Source organism: Cohnella baijiui, from assembly GCF_020731285.1.
Taxonomy (GTDB): domain Bacteria; phylum Bacillota; class Bacilli; order Paenibacillales; family Paenibacillaceae; genus Cohnella.
Map to the genome: position 1 here is coordinate 59,190 of NZ_JAJFOW010000033.1, position 20,103 is coordinate 79,292.

The window sequence follows — 20,103 nt, forward strand, 5'->3', positions numbered from 1 at the left end:
ATTATAATTAACACTGTGGTTGTTACTCAACAATGTGTTGATGAATAAAGGGGGATTTCGAAATGACGTTCCTGAAGCAAAAAGCGGTGTGGATCGGCGTCGCGGCGACGCTCGCCGTCTTGATCGTATTCGGACTTGCCATGATGGGCTCGGTCGTCGGCGCCAAGCCTCGCGCGCTCCCGATCGCGCTGGTTCAGGCGGACCGTTCTGCGGATCTGCCTTCGGGCGCGAAGCTCGCAGTCGGGGAACAGATCGAGAAAATGCTGGTGGAGAACGCGGAAATGCCGGTGAAGTGGCACCTCGTGGATACGGAAGAGGAAGCGATGAAAGGTCTCGACTGGCAGGACTACTACGGAGTGCTGGTGCTGCCTGCCAATCTGAGCGAAGGCGTGGCTTCCTTGGCTTCTCCTACGTCGCAGCCCGCATCGATAAAGCTGGTCTACAACGAAGGGATGAACGCGCAGGCGGTCGCCGCCGCGAAAACGATTTTGCAGCAGGTGGCCAAAAATGCAGGCACGGGATTGACCGCGCAGTTGCTCGGACAGATGGAGCAGCAAGCGCAGCAAATGCCCGTGGCGGCAGCCAAGGCGATGCTGACGCCGTTCCGCGCGGAGGAGGTCGTCATGCACCCGGTGGGGGCGAACAACGCAAACGGCAACGCGCCGAACCTCCTCATCCAGATTGTCTGGATGGGCAGCCTCGTGCTCAGCGTCTGCCTCTTCCTGGCCGGACGCGCCGCGGGCACGAAGGTCTCGGCTGCGGGAAGGAGCCGGTTCGGCATCGTCGCGACGCAAGCGGCCGCGGGCGTCGCGCTGGCGGGACTCGCTTCCGGCTTCACCCTTTGGATGGCGTCGTCCTGGTACGGGATGCATTTCGCCGACTTCGGCTTGACCTGGCTGTACCTCTGGCTGGCCGCCTCCGCGTTTTTCCTGCTGCAGACGGCGTTGCTCCGCTGGATCGGCTTCCCGGCCATGGCGCTGCTCGTGCTGCTGCTGTTTTTCTCCATGCCGCTCCTCGGCATGGCGCCGGAGTTCATGCCGCAGGCGACGCGGGATTGGCTGTATTCCTGGACGCCGTTCCGGTATGCGGCGGCCGGCCTGCGCAGCGTGCTTTACTACGGCGGAGAGGGCGGAGACTTGGCCCGGAACTACGGCGTGCTTTGGGGCATCGTGACCGGCGGTCTCGCGCTCGTCCTCGCCTCCGGGTTCCGCCAGAGCCCGGCGCCGGATCGCGCAAGCTCGACGCAACCGGCGGACAGCCGTGCATAAAATCGGAAAGAACCCCAAACGCTCATGGACGAGCGTCTTGGGGTTCTTGGCGTTCGGTTGGGCATGCGTGTAAGAGGTGGTCTCGATAATCGTGGCATGAGCAGCAAATCTTACCGCACATCCGCCTGTAGCCGCGTCAATCGCGGCAAGAGCAGTAAATCTTACCGCACATCCGCCTGCAGCCGCGCGAATCACGGCAAGAGCAGTAAATCTTACCGCACATCCGCCTGCAACCACGCCAATCGCAGTATGAGCAGCAAATCTTACCGTACATCCGCCTGCAGCCGCGCCAATCGCTGTATGAGCAGTAAATCTTACCCACACCCACTGGCAGCCCGTGCGAATCGCTGCCAGAGCAGTAAATCTTACCGCACATCCGCCAACAACCACGCCAATCGCTGTATGAGCTGTAAATCTTACCCACACCCACTGGCAGCCCGTGCGAATCGCTGCCAGAGCAGTAAATCTTACCGCACATCCGCCAACAACCACGCCAATCGCTGTATGAGCTGTAAATCTTACCACACATCCGCCAACAACCACGCCAATCGCTGTATGAGCAGCAATTCTTACCACACATCCACCTGCAATCACGCCAATCGCTGTATGAGCTGTAAATCTTACCACACACCCACCGGCAGCCCGTGCGAATCGCGGCAAGAGCAGCAAATCTTACCGCACATCCGCCAGTAGCCGCGCCGCACATCCGCCTGCAGCCGCGCCACCACTCGTCGCCCTCTACGCTGACTGCCTAGGACGGCGACACCTCACGGCAACTCGCGAAGGGTGCCGCCGCCGCGAATGTGGCCGACGCCCTCCCGGCAAACGCCGTACGGCTCCCACATGCAATCGCTGCACAGGTGGCGAATGTCGTCCGGCCGCACTTGTTTCGCGACGCTCGAACAGATGTCCGACCAGGTCCGGCGTTCCCCCGGCGCGATTCCGATCACAGCCGCGATCTCCAGGTCCTTGCGGTAGACGCTGGCATTCTCGCAATGCGGCTCCTGATCGACGGGGAACGCCCGGCAGATGTCGTCCGGACCTTCGATGAGCTCGATTCGGGTTTCGGGCTCCGTCCGCAGGCGTTCATAAATCGCGGTCATGTTGGTGCAAAAGCCGGGGGAGTAGCCTTTGCCCCGATATCCCAGCAGACAGAGCAGATGATGGCCGCGCAGCCGAATCGTCATGCGTGTATGTCCTCCTTGCGTCACCTCGTTGTTAACCGAATTGTATCATACAGGTTAACGATTCGTCTCGTTTCGCGGAAATCCTGAAGAAATTCTTAACAGTGACGGCATGCGGCAACTTTGTTTCCGGATGGGCGGTCTAATGGTAAGAAGGATGGAAACGCGAGACGGTTCCGGAAGACTGGAATCCGATTACGAGAAGCGGGAGATGGTAGACGTGAAAAAGTGGATGAAACCAATCGTGGCAGCAACCTTGCTAGGCGGATTATTGCCGGCCGGCACCTCGGCTTTCGCGGCGTCGGCCGATTCGAACCAAGTGTTCATCGACGGCCGCTATCAGGATTCGGCGATCACGTCGCAAGGCCGCACGCTTGTCCAGCTGCGTTCGCTGGACGATCCGGCTTGGCTGACGTACACCTATGATGCCAAATCGGGCGTCGTCACCGCGACCAGCAAAGACAAGAGCAAGGTCGTGACGTTGAAGGCGGGTCAAAAGACGGCGACGGTTAACGGAGCCTCCGTCAAGTTGGACGCCTCGATCGTGAACAAGGACGGCCGGACGTACGTGCCGCTGCGGTTCATCAGCGAATCTCTCGGTGCAACGGTAACCTATAATTCGAAGGACAAGCGCGCGATCGTTCGAACGCCCGCCGGGCAGACGAAGTTCGAGGCGCTGATGCGCGGGGATCTGCCGGAAGCGCGCAAGGCGGCGATCTCGCTACAGGCCGTGCAGGGCAAAGACGTGCTGTCGCCGCTCGGTGAAGGCTTCTCGACGGAGTACGTCTTTCCGCAAGGGGAGGCCCTGAAGTTCACGACGGAGTACAAAGGCTTGAAGACGTATATCGAAATCAACGCGGACGGCATCGCCGAAGTGAAATGGCAGGGGGATTCGTACGTTCCCGACGGCAAAAAGGCGCGCGAGAAGGGGACGAAGCCGGCCGCGTTCGGCGACAGCGTGTACTTCTACGACAACTGGATGGGCGAGACGCTGATGTTCGGCAAGATCGATGCGTCCGGCAGCCGAACGGAGCTCGGCAACTACAGCCGCATCGATAACCCGCAATACAAAAACGTCGTGATCGTGCCGATCGACGACGAGTCCCGCACGGACGGCAAGAAATAGGAAGCGATAGGAACGGCACGACGAAGCCGGCCTCGGGAGGGGCCGGCTTTTCGCGTTTGCGGGGCGGCGAACGGCGGCGGAAAAGTTCGAGCGGCGCGGTGGCGGTGGGCGTCCATCCCTTGGAACCATTTTAAAGAAAAACAAACAACCGCTTACAGGAATAATCCCGCGGCGGCGCGAATCATTGGTAATAAGAACGATTCGATGGAGCGCTTTCACCAACCACGGGATGGGGGCCACACTCGTATGCGGAAAAAGTTCCTGAATTCCCCGACAGTTTACGCGCTGGGCATGTTCGCCATGATGGTACCGAGCCAGGCGTTCAGCTCGTTCTATCACTACTACTACGTGGAAAAGCTGGGCCTCACGATCGGCCTCGCGACGCTCGCCCGGACGATCTACCTGATCTGGGACGCCGTCAATCAGCCGATGGCCGGCTATTGGTCCGACCGCACCCGTACGCGTTACGGGCGCAGGCGGCCCTGGATTTTCGCGGCGATCCCGCTGTTCGTCGTTACCTTCGTCATGGTGTTCGCCGTGCCTAAAGGGCTGGAGGGCACCGCGCTCTTCACCTGGTTCCTCGTGGCGCTCATTCTCTTCGAAGGCGTCGCGACCATCCTCTGGGTCAACTATGGCGCGCTGTTTCCCGAACTGTTCACCGGCGAGCGGCTGCGGGCCAAGGCGTCCGCCGTCACCCAGGGCTATCAGATCGTGGCCATCCTGATCGGCTCGGCAGCGACTCCGATCATCTACAAGGCACTCGGCTTCGGGACGATGTCCGTCGTCTACGCGGCGATTTTCGCCGTCTTCATGCTGCTGTTCGTGCTGAACGTCCGGGAGAACGAGGAGGCTGCCAAGGAAGAGCCGCTGCCGCTGCGCGAGGCGTTCCGCGAGACGCTCAAAAACAAGGAGCTTTGGTTTTTCTACCTCGCCTGTTCGTTCGCGCAGACGGTGAACGGGCTCGTGAGCTCGCTTATTCCTTTCTACGCCAAATACGCGCTGCGCATCCCGGAGGACCAGGTGTCTATTTTGATGGCGTCGGTGTTCGTTTCGGTCGTCCCGCTCGTCGGCGTTTGGTATTTCATCGTCCGCAAGCTCGGCGGGTACCGCAGCTGGCGTCTCGCCTTCGTCGTATACGGCCTGTCCGTCATCCCGGCTTGGTTCGCCCAAGGGCTCGGGGGCGGCATCGCGGCGGGCATCGCGATCGGTTTCGGCCTTGCGGGCTTCCTGGTTACGCCAACCGTGCTCAGCAGCGAGATCATGGACCGCGACGCGATCCGGACGGGACGCCGCAGAGAAGGAATGTATACGGCGGTAGGGGGATTCCTCACCCGGTCGAGCGGGCTGATCTCGGCGTTGGCCTTCTACGTCGTCGGCGTCGTATTCCAGTACGAAAGCGGCGACAATCCGGGCCCTCATCCCGAGGAAACGTTCCGCTACCTGATTACCGTCGTGCCGCTCTGCCTGCTCGCGATCAGCTTCGTCATCTCGCTGTTCCTGCGGCGAACGGCGACTCCCGGCGGTCCGGCCGCCACTTCGACCGAAGGAGGCGGGATCGATGCCTAAGCTGCTGATTCTCAACTGCGACGACTTCGGCCAAAGCCCGGCGGCCAACCGGGCGATCATGGACCTGCTCGAGGAACGGCTCGTTTCCTCGGCGACGATCATGCCGCCGGCCCAAGCCTTCGAGGAGGCGGCGGCATGGTGCGTTCGGCACCCGGAGGCGAGCGTCGGCCTACATTTGACGTTCACGAGCGAGTACGACGCGGTGCGCTTCGCGAGTCTGACCGGCGACCCGTCGCTGCACGACGAAAGCGGCCATATGTACAAAACGGCGGAGGCGTTCGAGCGGGGGGCGCACCAGAAAGCCGTCAACCGCGAGATGCGCGCCCAGTTCGACGCGGTCGCCCGGGCGGGCGTCTCGATCACCCATGCGGACAATCACATGGGCAGCCTTTACGGCACGGCGACGGGGCGGAGTTACCTGCCGCAGGTGTTCTGGCAATGCGCGAGGAGGGGCGTGCCATTCCGGCTGTTCCGCTACGTCGATCCGCGGGACGGCCTGCTCGCTTCGATTCCCGGCGTTCAGGCGGCGCTAGGCAAGGCGGTCGCGCTCGCCGATACGCTCGGCGTAGCCGTGCCCGACTTTTTGCTCAGCCATCCCTACCACATCGAAGAAGGCGAGACTTACGACAGCTTCAAACGAATGTTGATCGCCAAGCTGTACGAGCTGCCGGAAGGCGTCTGCGAGACGTACATTCATCCGGCGGTCGAAGACGAGAGGATGCGGGCGCTCGTGCCTTCCTGGGACAAACGCGTGTGGGAGTACCGCCTCATGCAGGACGAGGACTTCGCCTACGGGCTGCGCGACGCGGGCGTGACGCTCACGACGTACCGCTACGTGCACGAGCATCTGCGCCGGCCGCGGCTCCGGTCGGCTGGGAGGCTACTGCGGACATTGGTGTCCAAGTGAACGAGGGCGGGCAAGCGGGCGAATTAGCGCTTGGCGCGCTTGCGTTTCCAAAGGTAGCCCCCGATTAGAAGGACGGCGCCAACCGCCCCGCCAATCAGTTGGTCGATCCGGTAATCTCCGGTTTTGGCGGCATGCAGAAGGGAGCCCCCTCCCAGGATGATGAACATGGCGAGTCCCAGCCGGATGAGATAGTCGTAGATTTTCACCTTCGTCCCCTCCTTCTCGGATCAACGCCCGGCGGTCAGGTACGCGAACGGCGAAGCTGGCGGATCAGCAAGAGGCAGACGAGCAGGCCGCCGACGCCGATGAAGAAGTATTTCAGATACCGTTCTACCAAGCCGAGCATGTGCTCCCATTGGTCGCCGAACAGGTAGCCCACGCCCCAAAAAGCCAAAACCCACAGCAAAGTGCCCGGATAGGCATAGAGCAGCACGGTGCGGAAAGGGACGCGGATGATGCCGATGAAGTAGCCGATGAATTGGCGGACGCCGGGGATGAAGAACGAGACGAGCAGCAGACGGTCTCCGTACTTATCGTAATAGCGGCGCGTCTTCTCCAAATGGGCGGGCTTCAGCATGAGCCACTTGCCGTAGCGCTCGATGAGCGGCATGCCCAGCTTGTAACCGACGGCGTACGTGACCGTAACGCCGATTGCCGCGCCGAGGAACGCCGCGAGGACGGCGTATCCTCCGTGGAGCAAGCCTTTGTAGGACAAATATCCGGTATAGGTAAGCGTGCTGTTCCCGGGCGGGATCGGCAGCGCGATAAAGTCCAACGGCAGTCCGACGAGTAGCACCCAATAGCCGTACTGTTCGAACAATCTTTCAACGATCTGAATCAGATTCATAGACTTCCCCCTGGCATGAGCCAACCAGGCCCGTCATGGCCGGGCCTGGCTCTTCCTCTCGACCGCGCGGCCGAACGGATTTCTCCGGACGGATCTGCCGCGGTTTTATTTATTGGTGCTGTGCTGTCGGGACGACACCTTCTGGCCTTGGGTCCCCTGGCCTTGGTGCTGCTTGTTCTTGCGGTCCTTGGCCTGCGTGTCGCGGACCTTATCGACGAATTCGCGCGTGTCGCTCATGAACGCCCCTGCCTCCTATTCGTTCGCGTCCGGTCCGACGCGGCAGGATTGTTCGGCCTGTTCGGCCGCCGATTCGAATTCGGCGTCGTTGGCCGAGCCCAGCTTGTCCCCGTATTGGTCCAGTCGTTCGGGGCTGCTCGCAGGCCCGTCGTTGTCCGGCTTGTTGTTGCGTCCTGTCATCGTTCTGATCCCTCGCTTGTTCTGGCATGAATAGCGGTTATAGGGTCTCGACTTGGGACGCGATTTATGCGCGGCGGCGTCTGGGCGATAATCGAGGCTCGGCCCCAAGTGCGAGGGGGTGACCCGAGATAACCCGAAAATTGGGTTAACGTCGCTCTCTGAGCAGGGTTTGGCTCCGAGATAACCCGAAAATCGGGTTAACGCCTCGCTCTGAGCGGGGTTTAGCCCCGAGATAACCTGAATATCGGGTTATCGCTCCGCTCTGAGCAGGGTTTGTCCCCGAGATAACCCGAAAATCGGGTTATCGCTCCGCTCTGAGCGGGGTTTGTCCCCGAGATAACCCGAAAATTCGGGTTAACGCCCCGCTCTGAGAGGGGGGCGGGAGCTTCGCCAGCCTTCGGCATCGAACGGGAGCGGCTAACGCTAGTCCACGTCCGCAGTGTCTATCCGAATTCACCACGCAACAGAGGATGAGGCCTACGTTCGTCAGCGCGGCGCCGAGCATCAGTCCCGATGGCGGGATCGTCATCGGCGATCAGGCTTCAGCCGCCCTTGGATGATAACGGTATTATACCTTAGGCTCCCAATCTTTCGCCAGATCCGGGAGGGCCAGGAAACGTTGCCTTTGACACGCTATGTTATGATGATGGGAGCGAGCGGGCGGGCGAATCGCCGTCCGGCCTTCGCCAGCTCGCCGGATTCGTGATCATATAGATATAGGGGAAGGCTATCATCATGAACAAACGCAATGAACGCACAAGGCTCATTCTGCTCACGTTGGGCATTATTCTGATCGCCGCCAATTTGCGCGCCGCTCTGACCTCCGTCGGTCCGGTCGTCGGCCAGATCCGCGCCGATACCGGCATATCAAATGCGATTGCAGGCCTGCTCACGACGTTCGGGCTGTTCGCCTTCGCGGCCGTGTCGCCGATCACGCCGAAGCTGGCGAGACGGTTCGGCATGGAGAACGTGCTGCTCGCGGCGATGGCGATCATCACGCTCGGCATCCTCCTGCGTTCCGTGCCGTACGTCGCGGCGCTGTTCGCGGGCACCGCGCTGATCGGTCTCGCGATCGGGACGGGCAACGTGCTCGTCCCGAGCCTGATCAAGCGGGATTTCCCGACGCGGCGCATCGGCCTCATGACCGGCGTCTACTCGGTCGCCATGACGCTGTTCGCGGGCATCGCGTCCGGAGTGACGATCCCGATTGCGGGGACGCCGGGCTTCGGCTGGCGCGGGGCGCTCGCCGTCTGGGGGCTGCTGTCGGCGGCGGCCTTCATCGTCTGGCTCCCGCAAGCGAGAAGCGGCCGCCGCTCGGACCGGCCTCGGGCCGCAGCGGCCGGCGTGAACCTATGGAAGTCGGCGCTGGCCTGGCAGGTAACGCTGTACATGGGATTCCAGTCGATCGTGTTCTACGGGAACGTCGCCTGGCTGCCGGAAATCCTGCATGACCGGGGCATGGATTACGCCACCGCGGGGTGGATGCTGTCGCTCGTGCAAATCGTCAGCCTGCCGGCAACCTTTCTCGCGCCGATCTGGGCGGGGCGCAGCGCAAGCCAGCGCACCCTCCTCACCGTCGTCATGGGGCTCCTGCTCGTCGGCTACGGGGGACTTCTGGCCGCCGGATCCGGTCCGATGGTGCCGCTGTGGATCGTGCTGATCGGGTTGGGCTCCGGCGCGAGCTTCAGCCTGGCGCTCGTCTTTTTTTCGCTGCGGAGCCGCACCGCGGAGGAGGCGTCCGAGCTGTCGGGCATGGCGCAGTCCATCGGCTATCTGGTGGCCGGCGTCGGGCCGGCGCTGCTCGGCTTCGTGCACGATCGCACGGGCTCGTGGCAGACGCCGCTCGTCATGATGCTCACGATCATCACGCTGGCGTTGTTGTTCGGTCTCGGCGCGGCCCGGGATCGTACCGTGCTCCCGCAGCCGTCGGGCCGGGAGGATTAAGCGCGCCGCCGCGATCGCGCCGATCGGCTGCGCCTCCATTGCGCAAGGATCGGAAAGAAATGGGGATGCTACGGGGGGAGCGCCTCTTCCCGGAGGCCTCCCCGCGTCCTTCGACGCCGTTTGACACAAAATAGACACAATTTCCAGAACATATTTTTGAACTACTGCGGCGCGAACGGGTGTAAAATGGGGATCAAGGGTTCCGAAAAGGCCCAATGCGGCAGCGTGATCCCGTGTTCCGGCAAGGCGATATCGCATGCTTTTATGTGAAAAAAGTAACAAGCCGCCTGCCGAGGCCCGTCGTCTCCGCATGGGCAGCGATCGGGCAGACCGCATGAATTTACTGAAAAGGAGGACTTTGTCTCATGTCTACCACCCCTGCAGCGCAAGAGTCCAGCCAAGTAGCGGAACTTGCAAAGGAGCAAAAACTGGATGTTCTCGACCAACTGATGAAGCCGGAAGTTCAGGAATCGCTCACCGTCCTGGTGGAGAACCTGCCGAAGCTGGCCGAGATGGTTACCGCGATGACCAAGGCGTACGACTTTGCGACCGCCGTGGCGACGGACCAAGTGCTGATCAACGATTTCAAGGCGGGCATCGGCGAAGTGGCCAAGCCGGTCGTCGACAAGGCCAAAGGCATCGCGGCGGCCGCCATGGAAGCAAGCGAGCGCGCGCAAGCGGAAACGGCGACGGTGGGCTTGTTCGGCCTGCTGAAAATGCTGAAGGATCCGCAAGTCCAGAAAACGCTTCGCTTCTCCCAAGCTTTCTTGAACGTACTTGCCGAACGGCAACAACAACGCTAAGAACGGAGGATGGACATGGCTAAGCAAATCTTGATTCTGGGCGCCGGGTACGGCGGCCTGCTGACCGCGCTGACCGCGCGCCAGCATCTGTCGGCATCGGAAGCCGCGATCACGGTCGTCAACCGCTATCCGACGCACCAGATTATTACAGAGCTGCATCGTCTCGCAGCCGGCAGCATCTCCGAACCGGCCGTTGCGCTGCCGCTCGCGAAGCTGCTGAAGAACAAGGACGTCAATCTGGCGATCGAAACGGTCAAAGAAATCCAGCCGGACGCGAAAAAGGTATTGATGTCCAGCGGCGCTACGTATACGTACGACAAGCTGGTCATCGCGCTCGGTTCTGAAACGGCTTACTTCGGCATTCCCGGCCTGCAGGAAAACAGCTTCGTCCTGAAGTCGGCCGAAGACGCGAACAAGATCCGCACCCACGTCGAAGCCCGTCTGGACGCTTACAAGCAGTCCAAGAATCCGGCCGACGCGACGATCGTCGTCGGCGGCGGCGGTCTGACCGGCGTTGAGCTAGTCGGCGAATTCGCGGACAAGCTGCCGGAGCAATGCCGCGCCAAGGGCATCGACTTTAACGACATCAAGCTGATCTGCATCGAAGCGGGTCCGGCGATCCTCCCGATCTTCCCGCCGGAGCTGATCGAGCGCGCGCAAGCGAGCCTCGAGAAGCGCGGCGTGGAATTCGTCACGGGCGTCGCGATCACCGAAGCGTCCAAGAACACCGTCTCCCTGAAAGACGGCCGCGTCATCGAGACGAACACGATTATCTGGACCGGCGGCGTTCAAGGCCATGCCGTCGTCGCGAACTGCGGCATCGAAGTCAACCGCGGCCGCGCGAGCGTCACGGAAACGCTGCAGTCCACCTCGCACCCGGACGTCTACCTCGCGGGCGACTGCGCGGTTGTCATCCCGGGCGAAGGCGCGCGTCCTTATCCGCCGACGGCCCAGCTTGCTTGGCAGATGGGCGAAACGATCGGCTACAACCTCGCCGCCGACTTTAAAGGCGGCGTCAAGGACGTCTTCACGCCGGTCTTCTCCGGCACGTTGGGCAGTCTCGGCCGCAAAGACGCGGTCGGCACGATCGGCGCCAGCCAAACCCGCTTGAAAGGAACGGCCGCTACGCTGATGAAGGAAGCGAGCAACATTCGCTACCTGTCGCACATCAACGGCCTGTTCTCGCTCGTTCACTGAGCCTGGCTTTCCCAATTGAGCAGCCTCTTCCGGTATTCCAATGCCGGGGGAGGCTGCTTTTCATTACGAGCAACCGCCGCGGCCGAATCACCGATCCGTCCTACGTGTGTTCTTCCGAGTTGACGCATCGGAAACCATCATTTAAGATAAGGGTATCGACAAAGGAGGTGGGAGCTATGAATAAAAACCGCATAGAGGATGTGTCGCAAGTAGCCCCCCTCACGGGACAGATGTGCATGTAGGATACGCCGTTCGCGTGTCCGCTCCATTCTGACCACGGGCTGATTGCCCGTGGTCTTTTTTATGCTTAAAAATCAGGATCTGATTAGGAGGCCAAACTGTTGTTGAAATTATTCGAATATAACTGGCAAGTTCGGCAAGACTGGTTCGCGTGGTGCCAAGAAGTTTCCGAAGAAGAACTGCTCAAGGAGCGAACAGGCGGGGTCGGAGGCATTTTGCATACGTTGTTTCATATTGCGGACGTGGAATTCAGCTGGATCTCCGGTCTGCAAGGGAAGCCGGAGTTCACGGAGCCGTTCGAATCCTATGCCAGCCTGCAGAAAGTGATGGATTTATCCGCCCGGTTTCACGAGGAAGTTCGTCCTTTTGTCCTGTCGTGGACCCATGAAATGGAATGGAAGGAGTTATCGGAATTTACGCCAGAGGGGAAGCCGTTTAGCTTCAAATATGGAGAAATCATGCGGCATGTCATCGCCCATGAAATCCACCATATCGGCCAATTGTCCGTATGGTCAAGGGAAATGGGCAAAGTCCCCGTGACGGCTAATTTCATTCGGCGGGGATTATTTTAACCCGAGTGACACCGACGCTCCAGGCTGACGGGAAATGTTAATGCAATAAACAACAAAGACGAGGCTGCCGGTATTGATCGGCAGCCTCGTTACGTTAAGGGGCAGGATTGTTTAGTCTGCTTCCCGAAAACCTAATATAGATATACCTAAAAAACACTTCCGATCTTGACCACACATGAGGAGGCACATTATGGACCAGGTCTTTAAGTCAAATACAATAAAAGTACTCACGGAATTATTAATCGAAAATTACGTGTTTTTCGAAACGGCTGCCCATATTCGAAATGAACTTACTCAGTATTTACAAAACAGCGAATACGATGAAATCGATGACCCCATAGCGTTTGCGGAACGGTTAACCTTCCACTTGCAAAGCCTTTCCAAGGATAAGCATTTACATATACGTCACTTCCTTAACGATATGAAAGAAGATACCTCGCAAGAGCAGAATACCTCACGGCACGAAAACTTCATGACGATGGTGAAATTGGATAACTACGGATTCTCAAAAGTCGAGCGGCTACCGGGGAATATCGGACTTTTGGAGTTCCAAGGTTTTTTTGAACCGGAACTCGCCGGCGAGACCGCATCCAGCGCGATGACGTTTCTTGCGAACGCTTCCGGATTGATTATTGATATACGCAATAATTTTGGCGGTTCTCCGCACATGGTCGCATTTCTCTCTAGCTACTTGTTGGAACCCACTCCAACACATCTTAACAGTCTCTATTGGAGAAAACATGATGATACCCATCAGTTTTGGAGCATGCCCTATGTTCCCGGCAAGCGATTCGGCGGCACGAAGCCGCTGTATATCCTGACGAGTCGGCATACCTTTTCGGCTGCAGAAGAGTTCGCTTATAACCTGCAGGCCATCGGTCGGGCGACTGTCGTGGGGGAACGCACGGCAGGTGGAGCTCATCCGGGTCAAATGCATACCATAAACAGCCAATTTGAAGTGTTTATTCCTAACGGTCGGGCAATCAATCCGGTCACCAAAGGCAACTGGGAGGGAGAGGGGGTTCGTCCGGATCTTGATGTTCCGCGAGAGCAGGCGTTTGATACGGCTTATCTCGCTCTTCTCGAAAAGGAGCTGCAACGCCTGACCGATCAAACGGTTGGGGGATATGAAAGAGTAGTAAATGAAATCAAACAAACGCTCGCCCAAAAAGGCGTATTGGTATCATAAAAGGGAATAAATCGGCAGGCCTAATGGGCCGTTCAGCCAGAAACAGCTAAATAAGAGGGTGTCCCGAGCAGCCATTAGGCTTTGGGAACACCCTCCTTTTTTATGCAAAATAATGCCCTTCTTCGAGATCGGCAATCAGTCCGGGCTGCACCGGTTTCCAGCCCAGAAGCTCCCGAGTTGCCAGACTCGCTTGCGCAGTGTTGTACATACTTGAGATGTCGAATGCCGCGATGGTGCCAAGAAAGCCGAAATGGGCGGTTGCTTCTTCAGGCGTTATGCTGACCACCGGCACGTTCAATTGCCGCCCGATGACAGCGGCGATCTCGCGGAGCTGAATGCCTTCATCCCCGGCGCCAAGCAGCCGTGAGCCCGCCGGGGCGGATTCCAGCGCCAGACGGTACAGTACCGCCGCATCTAGGCGGTGAACCGCCGGCCAGCGGTTTGTTCCGTCGCCGACGTAGGCGGCGAATCCCGTCGCCCGGGCGATGTTGATCATCATTGGCACAAAGCCCTTGTCGCCATCGCCGTGCACGGACGGTGCAAGCGAGACGATCGATGCCCGAATACCCCGCTCTGCCATTGCAAGCACTGCTTGATCCACGGCATGTCCATTTGCGTGAGCCGTGGTAATGAACGGCTTCCCGGAGCCTTCGAGCGCCGCTCCCATGGCTTCTACGGCCCGCAAATCCAGAGCCAGCGCACCTTCAAAGTCGGAAAAATCGTTGGTGAACGCCAGATGAATTACGCCGTCCGCAGCCGCGGCGGCGCTGCCCAGCGTATCGAGATCGTCCAGCGTGCCGTACAGCACTTCGGCTCCCGCCGCCTTTAATCCCGCGGCTTTCTCTTCAGAACGGCAAAGACCCGACACGGTATGTCCCGCGCCGATCAGTTCCCGGACGACCGCGGAACCGACATACCCTGTTGCTCCTGTAACAAAAACATTCATCATTGATGTCCTCCTTCATAAGTTGACTGCTTGATCATGTTAAGCATAAACTATGAAGTGAACTCTAGGGCAAGCGGTCCAAAGGAGAAATGATCATGAAAATTCAGGATCTGGCGGACAAGATGGGATTAACGATCCATACGATCCGCTTTTATGAAAAGGAAGGCTTGCTGGATGAGCGGCATGTCCGGCGAGAAAGCAACAATTACCGTAACTATTCGGAAGAGGCGATCGAGCGGTTAAAGCTTATCAAGAAGTTCCAGTCCATCGGCTGTTCGCTGGCTGAACTGAAAGAAGTTCTGCAGGACCACGACGCCAATACGAGCACGAACTTGCAGATTATAGATTGGATTCGCGGCAAGAAAAAGGAAATCGAGAGCAAGAAGGAAGAGTACGACCAAATGCTGGACACCCTTAACAAGATGCTGGAGTATCGGACGCTACTCATGGACGATCCGCAAAAAGCGCAAGAGATGCTAATGACTTGGCATGCCGGCTCATCCGATTGAGCTGCTTGGAAGCTTTCCCATTCGTCCATGCGGAACAACTGAAACAAGAATGCATACAAACGATTACGTTCGGCTTTGTTAATACCATTAAATGGGGACGACTTTTTGTTATGCGACATTTCCCATTGACTGTGGCAAGATGAATAACTATAATAATTTTTGTAACAGTTGATATATCAACAAATGACGACGGGATGTGTCGCCCATTCGCCCGATCTCGCGGTACCTCGATCACATCGGCATCGATATTCACGTTGCCGACCTGGCGATGACGAACTTCGTCAAGCGCCGGCTGGCGCCGTTTCGGCTCGCGCCGGAGCAGAATCTTATCATGATGCTGCTGTGGCGCGGCGACGGCGTCACGCAAAACGAGATCGCCGACAGTCTTGGCAAGGACAAGGCCGGCATCGCACGCATGATCCTGAGCCTGGAGGGCAAAGGCTATGTGAGGCGCGCCGTGCCCTCCTGCGATCGCCGCACCGTGCAGGTGTTCCTGACATCCGAGGGACAGGCGCTGCGGGAGCGCGTCCTGCCGGTGCTGGACGAGATCAAGCGAGAGGTGACCGCCGGGATTGACGAAGCGCGCTTGGCGCAGCTGCGCGGCACGTTGTCCGAAATCACGGCCAACGCGGCGCGAGCGGCGGAGCGATGCCCTACGGACGACAGCAACGACAGCAATGACAGCAACGACTGACCCTTCCTCACCCGGTCAGACCCTATAATCATGGAGGTATACATCATGAAAATCGCAGCCATCGTCGGCAGCATCCGCAAGGATTCGTACAACCTGAAGCTCGCCCAATACGTCAAGGAGCGCTACAAAGGCCGCTTCGAGCTCGAAATTCTGAGCCTGCGCGACTTGCCTTTCTACGATCAGGACATCGAGAACGACACGCCGGCAGCCGTCGCGGCGTTCAAAGCCAAGGTCGCTGCGGCGGACGCCGTGCTGTGGCTGACGCCGGAATACAACGGCACGATCCCTGGCGTCTTGGGCAACGCAATCGACTGGCTGTCCCGCGTGGACCGCGTTATGGTCGGCAAACCGTCTTGGATCATGGGCGCTTCGATGGGACAGCTTGGCACGGTCAAGGCGCAGCTCCACTTGCGCGAAATTTTGTTCGCGATGGGACTGAGCTCTCCGCTCCTCCCGGGCAACGAAGTGTACGTTGGCGCCGTTCACGAGAAGTTCGACGCCGAAGGCAACCTGACTCACGAGCCGACCGTCAAGTTCCTCGATTCCGTCGCGGACAACTTCGTGAAATGGTACGACACCTATCATCGCGCGACTGCAGCCGTGAAGTAATTCGACGGACGCGATAGCATGCAAAATCCCCGCAGCCTAGGGCTGCGGGGATTTTCGTTCGATGCGGAAACCATTTGGTTGTGCAAATGAGGAGGCAAATGGGGCTGCTTCTCCGCTCATTTTTTTCGAGAATCGGGGCTACACTAGGCAGAGCGTCACGATCTTGAGGAAGGCGGGGAGAACATGTCGAGAAGACGTTCCAGAAGGCTGGTCGTACCGGGCGCGGAGCAAGGCGTGAACGCGTTCAAGGCCGAAGTGATGCGGCGGGAAGGGTATTCGGTCGACGCGAATCGGCCGGACGACGTGAAATATGAAGTGGCCGAATCGATTGGAATCCCGCTGAAGCCCGGCGACAACAGCCAATTGACGACCGAGCAGGCGGGGCATGTCGGCGGCAGGATCGGCGGAACGATGGTCCGCGAGATGATCCGGCTAGCGCAGGAGAAGCTGACGAAGCAGGAATAGCGTGGAGCGGGCGGTTTGCCCCGGGCGCCATCCATGGTACAATGAGGGAACGAATGTTCGATGTTCGACGACAATCCCATGCGCCAGGTGAGCCTATGCCCGATACCCTCTCGATTGCGGTGCGTCCGCTCGTGGAATATGCGTTTCTCAGCGGCAGTTTGGACGACCGGTTCCGCACGGCGACGGCGCTGACCGAGGGCACCAAAGCCCATCAACGGGTGCAGGCCCGTTACGGAGAGCAAGACCGGAAGGAAGTTTATCTGCGAACGGAGATCCCGTACGGCGATCTCCTTTTTGCCGTGGACGGACGCTGCGACGGCCTGCTGGTCGAGGACGGCCGAACGGTCGTCGAAGAGATCAAGTCGACACGGGGCGATCTGACGGCGATCGGGGAAGACACCTATCCCGTTCACTGGGCGCAGGCGTATTGCTACGCTTATATGTACGCCAAGGACCATGATCTTGCGCAAATGCGGGTGCGGCTGACGTACGTGCAGGTCGAGACGGAGGAGGAGCGCCGCTTTGAGCGGGAGGTTCCGAGGGAGACGCTTGCGCGCGTGATCCTAGACGCGGTGGAAGCGTACGCCCCCTACGCGCTTATGCTGCACGCCCACCGGCAGGCGAGGGACGCGAGCATCGCGTCGCTCGCATTTCCGTTCGAGCGCTACCGGTCCGGGCAGCGCAAGCTGGCGGCCGCCGTCTTCCGGAGCATCGAAGCCGGGCACAATCTGTTCGCCAGGGCGCCGACCGGCATCGGCAAAACGATGTCGACGCTGTACCCGGCCGTGAAGGCGATCGGGCAAGGGACGCTTCAGCATCTGTTCTACTTGACGGCGCGGACGACGACCCGCGCGGCCGCCGAAGAAGCGATGGCGCGGATGCGAGCAGGCGGCTTGCGGATGCACGCCGTGACGATCACGGCGAAGGAGAAGATCTGCTTTCAGGACGAAGTCGCCTGCCGTCCGGAGAGCTGCCCGTATGCGGACGGCTACTATGATCGGATCAACGGCGCCGTGCTGGACATGCTGACCGAAGAGACGACGATGAGCCGCGAGGTCGTCGAGCGCTACGCCCGCAAGCATCGGGTTTGTCCGTTCGAGTTTTCGCTGGACGCCGCATACGCTTCTGATGCGGTCATTTGCGACTACAATTACGTGTTCGACCCGCGCATTTCGCTGAAGCGGTACGCCGGCGAACGCAAAGGGGATACCGCGCTGCTCGTGGACGAGGCGCACAATCTCGTCGACCGGGCGCGGGAGATGTACTCCGCTGTCCTGGAGAAGCGCGGATTCCTGGAGCTGCAGCGGGCGTACAAGGGCGTGGACGCCGCCGTCCATCAGGCGGCCAAGGGCGTCAACGCCGCCTTTATCGTGCTGCGAAAAAGCATCGGCGAAGAAGGCCGTCTCGTGCTGGACGGGCAGCCCGAGGCGCTGGAAGCCGCGGTGGAAGCGTTCGTCTCGGCGGCGGAGAAGGTGCTGTCCGCCGGCGCGGTCCGCGCGGAGACGCCGCAGCTGCTCGACGCCTACTTCGCGGCGTATGACTGGTTGCGGATCGGCAAGCTGTACGACGAACGCTACGTCACCTATGTGGAGACGGTGCGCGGCAGCGATGTGCGGATCAGGCAGTTTTGCCTGGATCCTTCCCATCTGCTGCGGCAGATGCGCAAAGGCTACCGCTCGCAAATCTGTTTTTCGGCGACGCTGTCCCCGCTGAACTTTTACATGGATATGATCGGTGCGGACGCGGAGGATTATACGATCTCCGTTCCGTCCCCGTTCGACCGCGAGCAGTGGGACGTCTTGATCCTGCCGGTGTCAACGCGCTTTCGCGACCGGGAACGCAGCAGGGAGAAGATCGTCCGGCAGCTGGCGGACCTGCTCGAGCGGAGGCCGGGAAATTATTTGATCTTTTTCCCGTCGTACGCGTACATGAACGAGGTGTACGAGGCGTTCGCGGCGGAAAGGCCGGACGTGGCTACGCTGCTGCAGACGCCGGACATGCCCGAGGAGGAGCGGGAGCGCTTCCTCGCGGCGTTCGACGCGGCGCGCCGGGAGACGCTCGCCGGCTTCGCCGTCATGGGCGGCGTCTTCTCCGAAGGCGTCGACCTGGTCGGCGACCGGCTGCAGGGCGTCGTCGTCGTGGGCGTCGGCATGCCGCAGCTCGGCCTGGAGCGCAATCTCATCAAAGCTTACTTCGACGCGCGGGGGATGAACGGGTTCGATTATGCCTACGTCTACCCGGGCATGAACAAAGTGCTGCAAGCCGGCGGCCGGCTGATCCGCTCGGAGCAGGACCGCGGCGTGCTCCTGCTCGTGGACGACCGCTACCTGCAGCAGCCATACCGCAGCCTGCTGCCGGAGGAATGGCGGCAGGACGGCGGGGCTGGGGAGGCGTAGGGGACAGCGTCCGATTTCTGCGGTGGTGTGATTACATGTCGATATGTCCGGCCTTCACCGGACCTTTCTCGCCCGCATGGTATACATCCAGTCCGCCGTCCTCGCCCTCGACGACTGCATACGGGCAGCAGTCGTACAGGATGAGCCCTCTCAGCGTACCTTTGACCGTATACGACTCGTGATAGCCTTTCTTCAAATCCTTGAAGTCGTTCGCCGTAAACACGTGGACGGTGTCGCCTTTTTGCACCGCGTAGTTGTGGTTCGTGCGATTGGCGATCTTCTCGATCGGCTTAGCCGTGATTCTTCCGCTCATGTACTCTTCCGTTGTATTCTTCTCTTTGCCCTTGGCGAATTCCGGCCACAGGTCGCTGAAGACGAGGAAGCCGTTTTTCTCGTTGGAGACGACGATCATCGGGATCGTCTCGGGCCCGTACGGCAGCGTAAACAGGTCGATGAGCTTGCCGTCGTGGTTTACGCCGTTCGTCTGGAATAGCTGGGACTTCGCATCGTGCACGAATACCCGGTTGCCAACCTGCAAGGCGGCGAAATCCCCTTCGGTGTCCAATTTCGTCACTGGTACCGCCGCACCGGCGGCAGCGGGCAGCGACAGGGCGGCGATCAGCGTTGCCGCCGCCAGCGTGGCGCGGAACATGGCTTTTTTCATTCGTCCAATCTCTCCTTATCCATCCATTGGGAGCGCTCGGGCGCTCATCCTTGGCCATTATGGCACGGAAAAGAGGGGGCCGAATAGTTACCGAGGTCATGTGATTCGTAACGAAATCGACGGCAGATCTGTCATATGCAGAAGCTTTTTGCAGGCCGGCACGCTCCCGTTTAAAGCAAACAACCGCCGGGTAAAGGGAGGAAACAGGCGGGCGACCGGACAGGGGATGGGATTGTCGTCGCCCATCACTCGGATGAATCAGGCGCAATCGCCCAACGGTTGCCAAATACGGTATAATGGTTAAAAGACTTCAGATACGGAGCTGAAAGTGGTTTGTCTACTTCCAATCTTCCCCCGGCGGAGCCTGCGCGCGCGATGAAGACGTGCATCGTGTGCGGGCAGGCGAAGCCGCTTGCCGATTTTCGCCGCCGTTCGGGCAAACGGGCGGGCGCCAACGCCAGGCGCGGCGCGTGCCGCGCATGCCGCGAACGGGACGCGGGCGCCTCTGCCGTGGCCGAGCGCGTGCCAGCGGCCGGCCCGACGCCGCCGGCCGTGGCGGC

At 59.9% G+C, this 20,103-nt stretch carries 21 protein-coding genes and 1 pseudogene; 15 read left to right on the forward strand and 7 right to left on the reverse strand.

Annotation, left to right across the window (positions count from 1 at the left end; all coding sequences use genetic code 11):
- Positions 1-62: 62 nt before the first annotated feature.
- Positions 63-1,268, forward strand: a complete 1,206-nt coding sequence (locus LKX83_RS23825; protein ID WP_227885334.1) for a YhgE/Pip domain-containing protein — start codon at positions 63-65, stop codon at positions 1,266-1,268.
- Positions 1,269-2,035: 767 nt separating this feature from the next.
- On the opposite strand, the gene LKX83_RS23830 is transcribed toward LKX83_RS23825, so the two are convergent.
- Positions 2,036-2,455: a DUF1284 domain-containing protein gene (locus LKX83_RS23830; RefSeq protein ID WP_227885335.1), complete on the reverse strand. Its 420-nt coding sequence runs from the start codon at positions 2,453-2,455 to the stop codon at positions 2,036-2,038.
- A 217-nt stretch (positions 2,456-2,672) separates the two neighbouring features.
- Between LKX83_RS23830 and LKX83_RS23835 the strand changes: the two genes are divergently transcribed.
- The 3 genes from LKX83_RS23835 to LKX83_RS23845 all read left to right on the forward strand — a co-directional run bounded on the left by LKX83_RS23835 (position 2,673) and on the right by LKX83_RS23845 (position 6,051).
- Complete coding sequence (locus tag LKX83_RS23835; RefSeq protein ID WP_227885336.1) at positions 2,673-3,578, forward strand: copper amine oxidase N-terminal domain-containing protein; 906 nt, start codon at positions 2,673-2,675, stop codon at positions 3,576-3,578.
- Positions 3,579-3,824: 246 nt separating this feature from the next.
- A complete protein-coding gene (locus LKX83_RS23840) occupies positions 3,825-5,144 on the forward strand; it encodes an MFS transporter (RefSeq protein WP_370639120.1) in 1,320 nt (439 codons plus the stop codon).
- Positions 5,137-6,051, forward strand: a complete 915-nt coding sequence (locus LKX83_RS23845; protein ID WP_227885337.1) for a polysaccharide deacetylase family protein — start codon at positions 5,137-5,139, stop codon at positions 6,049-6,051. Before LKX83_RS23840 ends, LKX83_RS23845 begins: the two co-directional genes overlap by 8 nt.
- 23 nt (positions 6,052-6,074) lie before the next feature.
- On the opposite strand, the gene LKX83_RS23850 is transcribed toward LKX83_RS23845, so the two are convergent.
- The 4 genes from LKX83_RS23850 to LKX83_RS23865 form a co-directional block, all read right to left on the reverse strand.
- Positions 6,075-6,257: a hypothetical protein gene (locus tag LKX83_RS23850; RefSeq protein WP_227885338.1), complete on the reverse strand. Its 183-nt coding sequence runs from the start codon at positions 6,255-6,257 to the stop codon at positions 6,075-6,077.
- A gap of 35 nt (positions 6,258-6,292) precedes the next feature.
- Positions 6,293-6,898 (reverse strand): DedA family protein, encoded by a 606-nt coding sequence (locus LKX83_RS23855; RefSeq protein WP_227885339.1) that lies wholly within the window; start codon positions 6,896-6,898, stop codon positions 6,293-6,295.
- Positions 6,899-7,003: 105 nt separating this feature from the next.
- A complete protein-coding gene (locus LKX83_RS23860) occupies positions 7,004-7,135 on the reverse strand; it encodes a DUF4023 family protein (RefSeq protein ID WP_227885340.1) in 132 nt (43 codons plus the stop codon).
- Positions 7,136-7,150: 15 nt separating this feature from the next.
- The gene (locus LKX83_RS23865; RefSeq protein ID WP_227885341.1) at positions 7,151-7,315 is read right to left on the reverse strand and encodes a hypothetical protein; all 165 of its coding nucleotides are present in this window, start codon (positions 7,313-7,315) and stop codon (positions 7,151-7,153) included.
- A gap of 735 nt (positions 7,316-8,050) precedes the next feature.
- Between LKX83_RS23865 and LKX83_RS23870 the strand changes: the two genes are divergently transcribed.
- The 5 genes from LKX83_RS23870 (at position 8,051) to LKX83_RS23890 (ending at position 13,260) form a co-directional block, all read left to right on the forward strand.
- On the forward strand, positions 8,051-9,259 hold the full coding sequence (locus LKX83_RS23870) for a CynX/NimT family MFS transporter (RefSeq protein ID WP_227885342.1): 1,209 nt from the start codon (positions 8,051-8,053) through the stop codon (positions 9,257-9,259).
- A gap of 365 nt (positions 9,260-9,624) precedes the next feature.
- Positions 9,625-10,062 (forward strand): DUF1641 domain-containing protein, encoded by a 438-nt coding sequence (locus tag LKX83_RS23875; RefSeq protein WP_227885343.1) that lies wholly within the window; start codon positions 9,625-9,627, stop codon positions 10,060-10,062.
- A gap of 15 nt (positions 10,063-10,077) precedes the next feature.
- On the forward strand, positions 10,078-11,259 hold the full coding sequence (locus tag LKX83_RS23880; RefSeq protein ID WP_227885344.1) for an NAD(P)/FAD-dependent oxidoreductase: 1,182 nt from the start codon (positions 10,078-10,080) through the stop codon (positions 11,257-11,259).
- Between the two features lie 344 nt (positions 11,260-11,603).
- On the forward strand, positions 11,604-12,071 hold the full coding sequence (locus tag LKX83_RS23885; RefSeq protein ID WP_370639121.1) for a DinB family protein: 468 nt from the start codon (positions 11,604-11,606) through the stop codon (positions 12,069-12,071).
- A gap of 190 nt (positions 12,072-12,261) precedes the next feature.
- On the forward strand, positions 12,262-13,260 hold the full coding sequence (locus LKX83_RS23890; protein ID WP_227885346.1) for a S41 family peptidase: 999 nt from the start codon (positions 12,262-12,264) through the stop codon (positions 13,258-13,260).
- A 100-nt stretch (positions 13,261-13,360) separates the two neighbouring features.
- Here LKX83_RS23890 and LKX83_RS23895 read toward each other — a convergent pair whose 3' ends face one another.
- Positions 13,361-14,206 carry an SDR family oxidoreductase gene (locus LKX83_RS23895; protein ID WP_227885356.1) on the reverse strand — a complete coding sequence of 282 codons (846 nt, stop codon included), beginning with the start codon at positions 14,204-14,206 and terminating at the stop codon, positions 13,361-13,363.
- Positions 14,207-14,301: 95 nt separating this feature from the next.
- On the opposite strand from LKX83_RS23895, the gene LKX83_RS23900 reads away from it, so the two are divergent.
- The 5 genes from LKX83_RS23900 (at position 14,302) to LKX83_RS23920 (ending at position 18,879) form a co-directional block, all read left to right on the forward strand.
- A complete protein-coding gene (locus LKX83_RS23900; RefSeq protein WP_227885347.1) occupies positions 14,302-14,715 on the forward strand; it encodes a MerR family transcriptional regulator in 414 nt (137 codons plus the stop codon).
- A 196-nt stretch (positions 14,716-14,911) separates the two neighbouring features.
- Positions 14,912-15,409, forward strand: coding sequence for a MarR family winged helix-turn-helix transcriptional regulator (locus LKX83_RS23905; RefSeq protein ID WP_227885348.1), 498 nt, complete (start codon positions 14,912-14,914; stop codon positions 15,407-15,409).
- Positions 15,410-15,454: 45 nt separating this feature from the next.
- Positions 15,455-16,018, forward strand: a complete 564-nt coding sequence (locus LKX83_RS23910) for an NADPH-dependent FMN reductase (RefSeq protein WP_227885349.1) — start codon at positions 15,455-15,457, stop codon at positions 16,016-16,018.
- Positions 16,019-16,201: 183 nt separating this feature from the next.
- Entirely contained in the window at positions 16,202-16,483 is a 282-nt protein-coding gene (locus LKX83_RS23915) for an alpha/beta-type small acid-soluble spore protein (protein ID WP_227885350.1), read from the forward strand.
- Positions 16,484-16,578: 95 nt separating this feature from the next.
- Positions 16,579-18,879, forward strand: a complete 2,301-nt coding sequence (locus LKX83_RS23920; protein WP_227885351.1) for an ATP-dependent DNA helicase — start codon at positions 16,579-16,581, stop codon at positions 18,877-18,879.
- A 31-nt stretch (positions 18,880-18,910) separates the two neighbouring features.
- On the opposite strand, the gene LKX83_RS23925 is transcribed toward LKX83_RS23920, so the two are convergent.
- Positions 18,911-19,543 (reverse strand): hypothetical protein, encoded by a 633-nt coding sequence (locus LKX83_RS23925; RefSeq protein WP_227885352.1) that lies wholly within the window; start codon positions 19,541-19,543, stop codon positions 18,911-18,913.
- Between the two features lie 375 nt (positions 19,544-19,918).
- Here LKX83_RS23925 and LKX83_RS23930 point away from each other — a divergent pair.
- Positions 19,919-20,103, forward strand: a pseudogene (locus LKX83_RS23930) (HNH endonuclease); the annotation flags it as partial.

What these genes read in the sequence shown, in the direction of transcription:
- LKX83_RS23890 (WP_227885346.1), top strand. Translation starts at nt 12,262, where the DNA reads ATGGACCAGGTCTTTAAGTCAAATACAATAAAAGTACTCACGGAATTA.
- LKX83_RS23875 (WP_227885343.1), top strand. Translation starts at nt 9,625, where the DNA reads ATGTCTACCACCCCTGCAGCGCAAGAGTCCAGCCAAGTAGCGGAACTT.
- LKX83_RS23880 (WP_227885344.1), top strand. Translation starts at nt 10,078, where the DNA reads ATGGCTAAGCAAATCTTGATTCTGGGCGCCGGGTACGGCGGCCTGCTG.
- LKX83_RS23920 (WP_227885351.1), top strand. Translation starts at nt 16,579, where the DNA reads ATGCCCGATACCCTCTCGATTGCGGTGCGTCCGCTCGTGGAATATGCG.
- LKX83_RS23825 (WP_227885334.1), top strand. Translation starts at nt 63, where the DNA reads ATGACGTTCCTGAAGCAAAAAGCGGTGTGGATCGGCGTCGCGGCGACG.
- LKX83_RS23925 (WP_227885352.1), bottom strand. Translation starts at nt 19,543, where the DNA reads ATGAAAAAAGCCATGTTCCGCGCCACGCTGGCGGCGGCAACGCTGATC.
- LKX83_RS23900 (WP_227885347.1), top strand. Translation starts at nt 14,302, where the DNA reads ATGAAAATTCAGGATCTGGCGGACAAGATGGGATTAACGATCCATACG.
- LKX83_RS23865 (WP_227885341.1), bottom strand. Translation starts at nt 7,315, where the DNA reads ATGACAGGACGCAACAACAAGCCGGACAACGACGGGCCTGCGAGCAGC.
- LKX83_RS23895 (WP_227885356.1), bottom strand. Translation starts at nt 14,206, where the DNA reads ATGAATGTTTTTGTTACAGGAGCAACAGGGTATGTCGGTTCCGCGGTC.
- LKX83_RS23860 (WP_227885340.1), bottom strand. Translation starts at nt 7,135, where the DNA reads ATGAGCGACACGCGCGAATTCGTCGATAAGGTCCGCGACACGCAGGCC.
- LKX83_RS23845 (WP_227885337.1), top strand. Translation starts at nt 5,137, where the DNA reads ATGCCTAAGCTGCTGATTCTCAACTGCGACGACTTCGGCCAAAGCCCG.
- LKX83_RS23840 (WP_370639120.1), top strand. Translation starts at nt 3,825, where the DNA reads ATGCGGAAAAAGTTCCTGAATTCCCCGACAGTTTACGCGCTGGGCATG.
- LKX83_RS23855 (WP_227885339.1), bottom strand. Translation starts at nt 6,898, where the DNA reads ATGAATCTGATTCAGATCGTTGAAAGATTGTTCGAACAGTACGGCTAT.
- LKX83_RS23870 (WP_227885342.1), top strand. Translation starts at nt 8,051, where the DNA reads ATGAACAAACGCAATGAACGCACAAGGCTCATTCTGCTCACGTTGGGC.
- LKX83_RS23915 (WP_227885350.1), top strand. Translation starts at nt 16,202, where the DNA reads ATGTCGAGAAGACGTTCCAGAAGGCTGGTCGTACCGGGCGCGGAGCAA.
- LKX83_RS23830 (WP_227885335.1), bottom strand. Translation starts at nt 2,455, where the DNA reads ATGACGATTCGGCTGCGCGGCCATCATCTGCTCTGTCTGCTGGGATAT.
- LKX83_RS23910 (WP_227885349.1), top strand. Translation starts at nt 15,455, where the DNA reads ATGAAAATCGCAGCCATCGTCGGCAGCATCCGCAAGGATTCGTACAAC.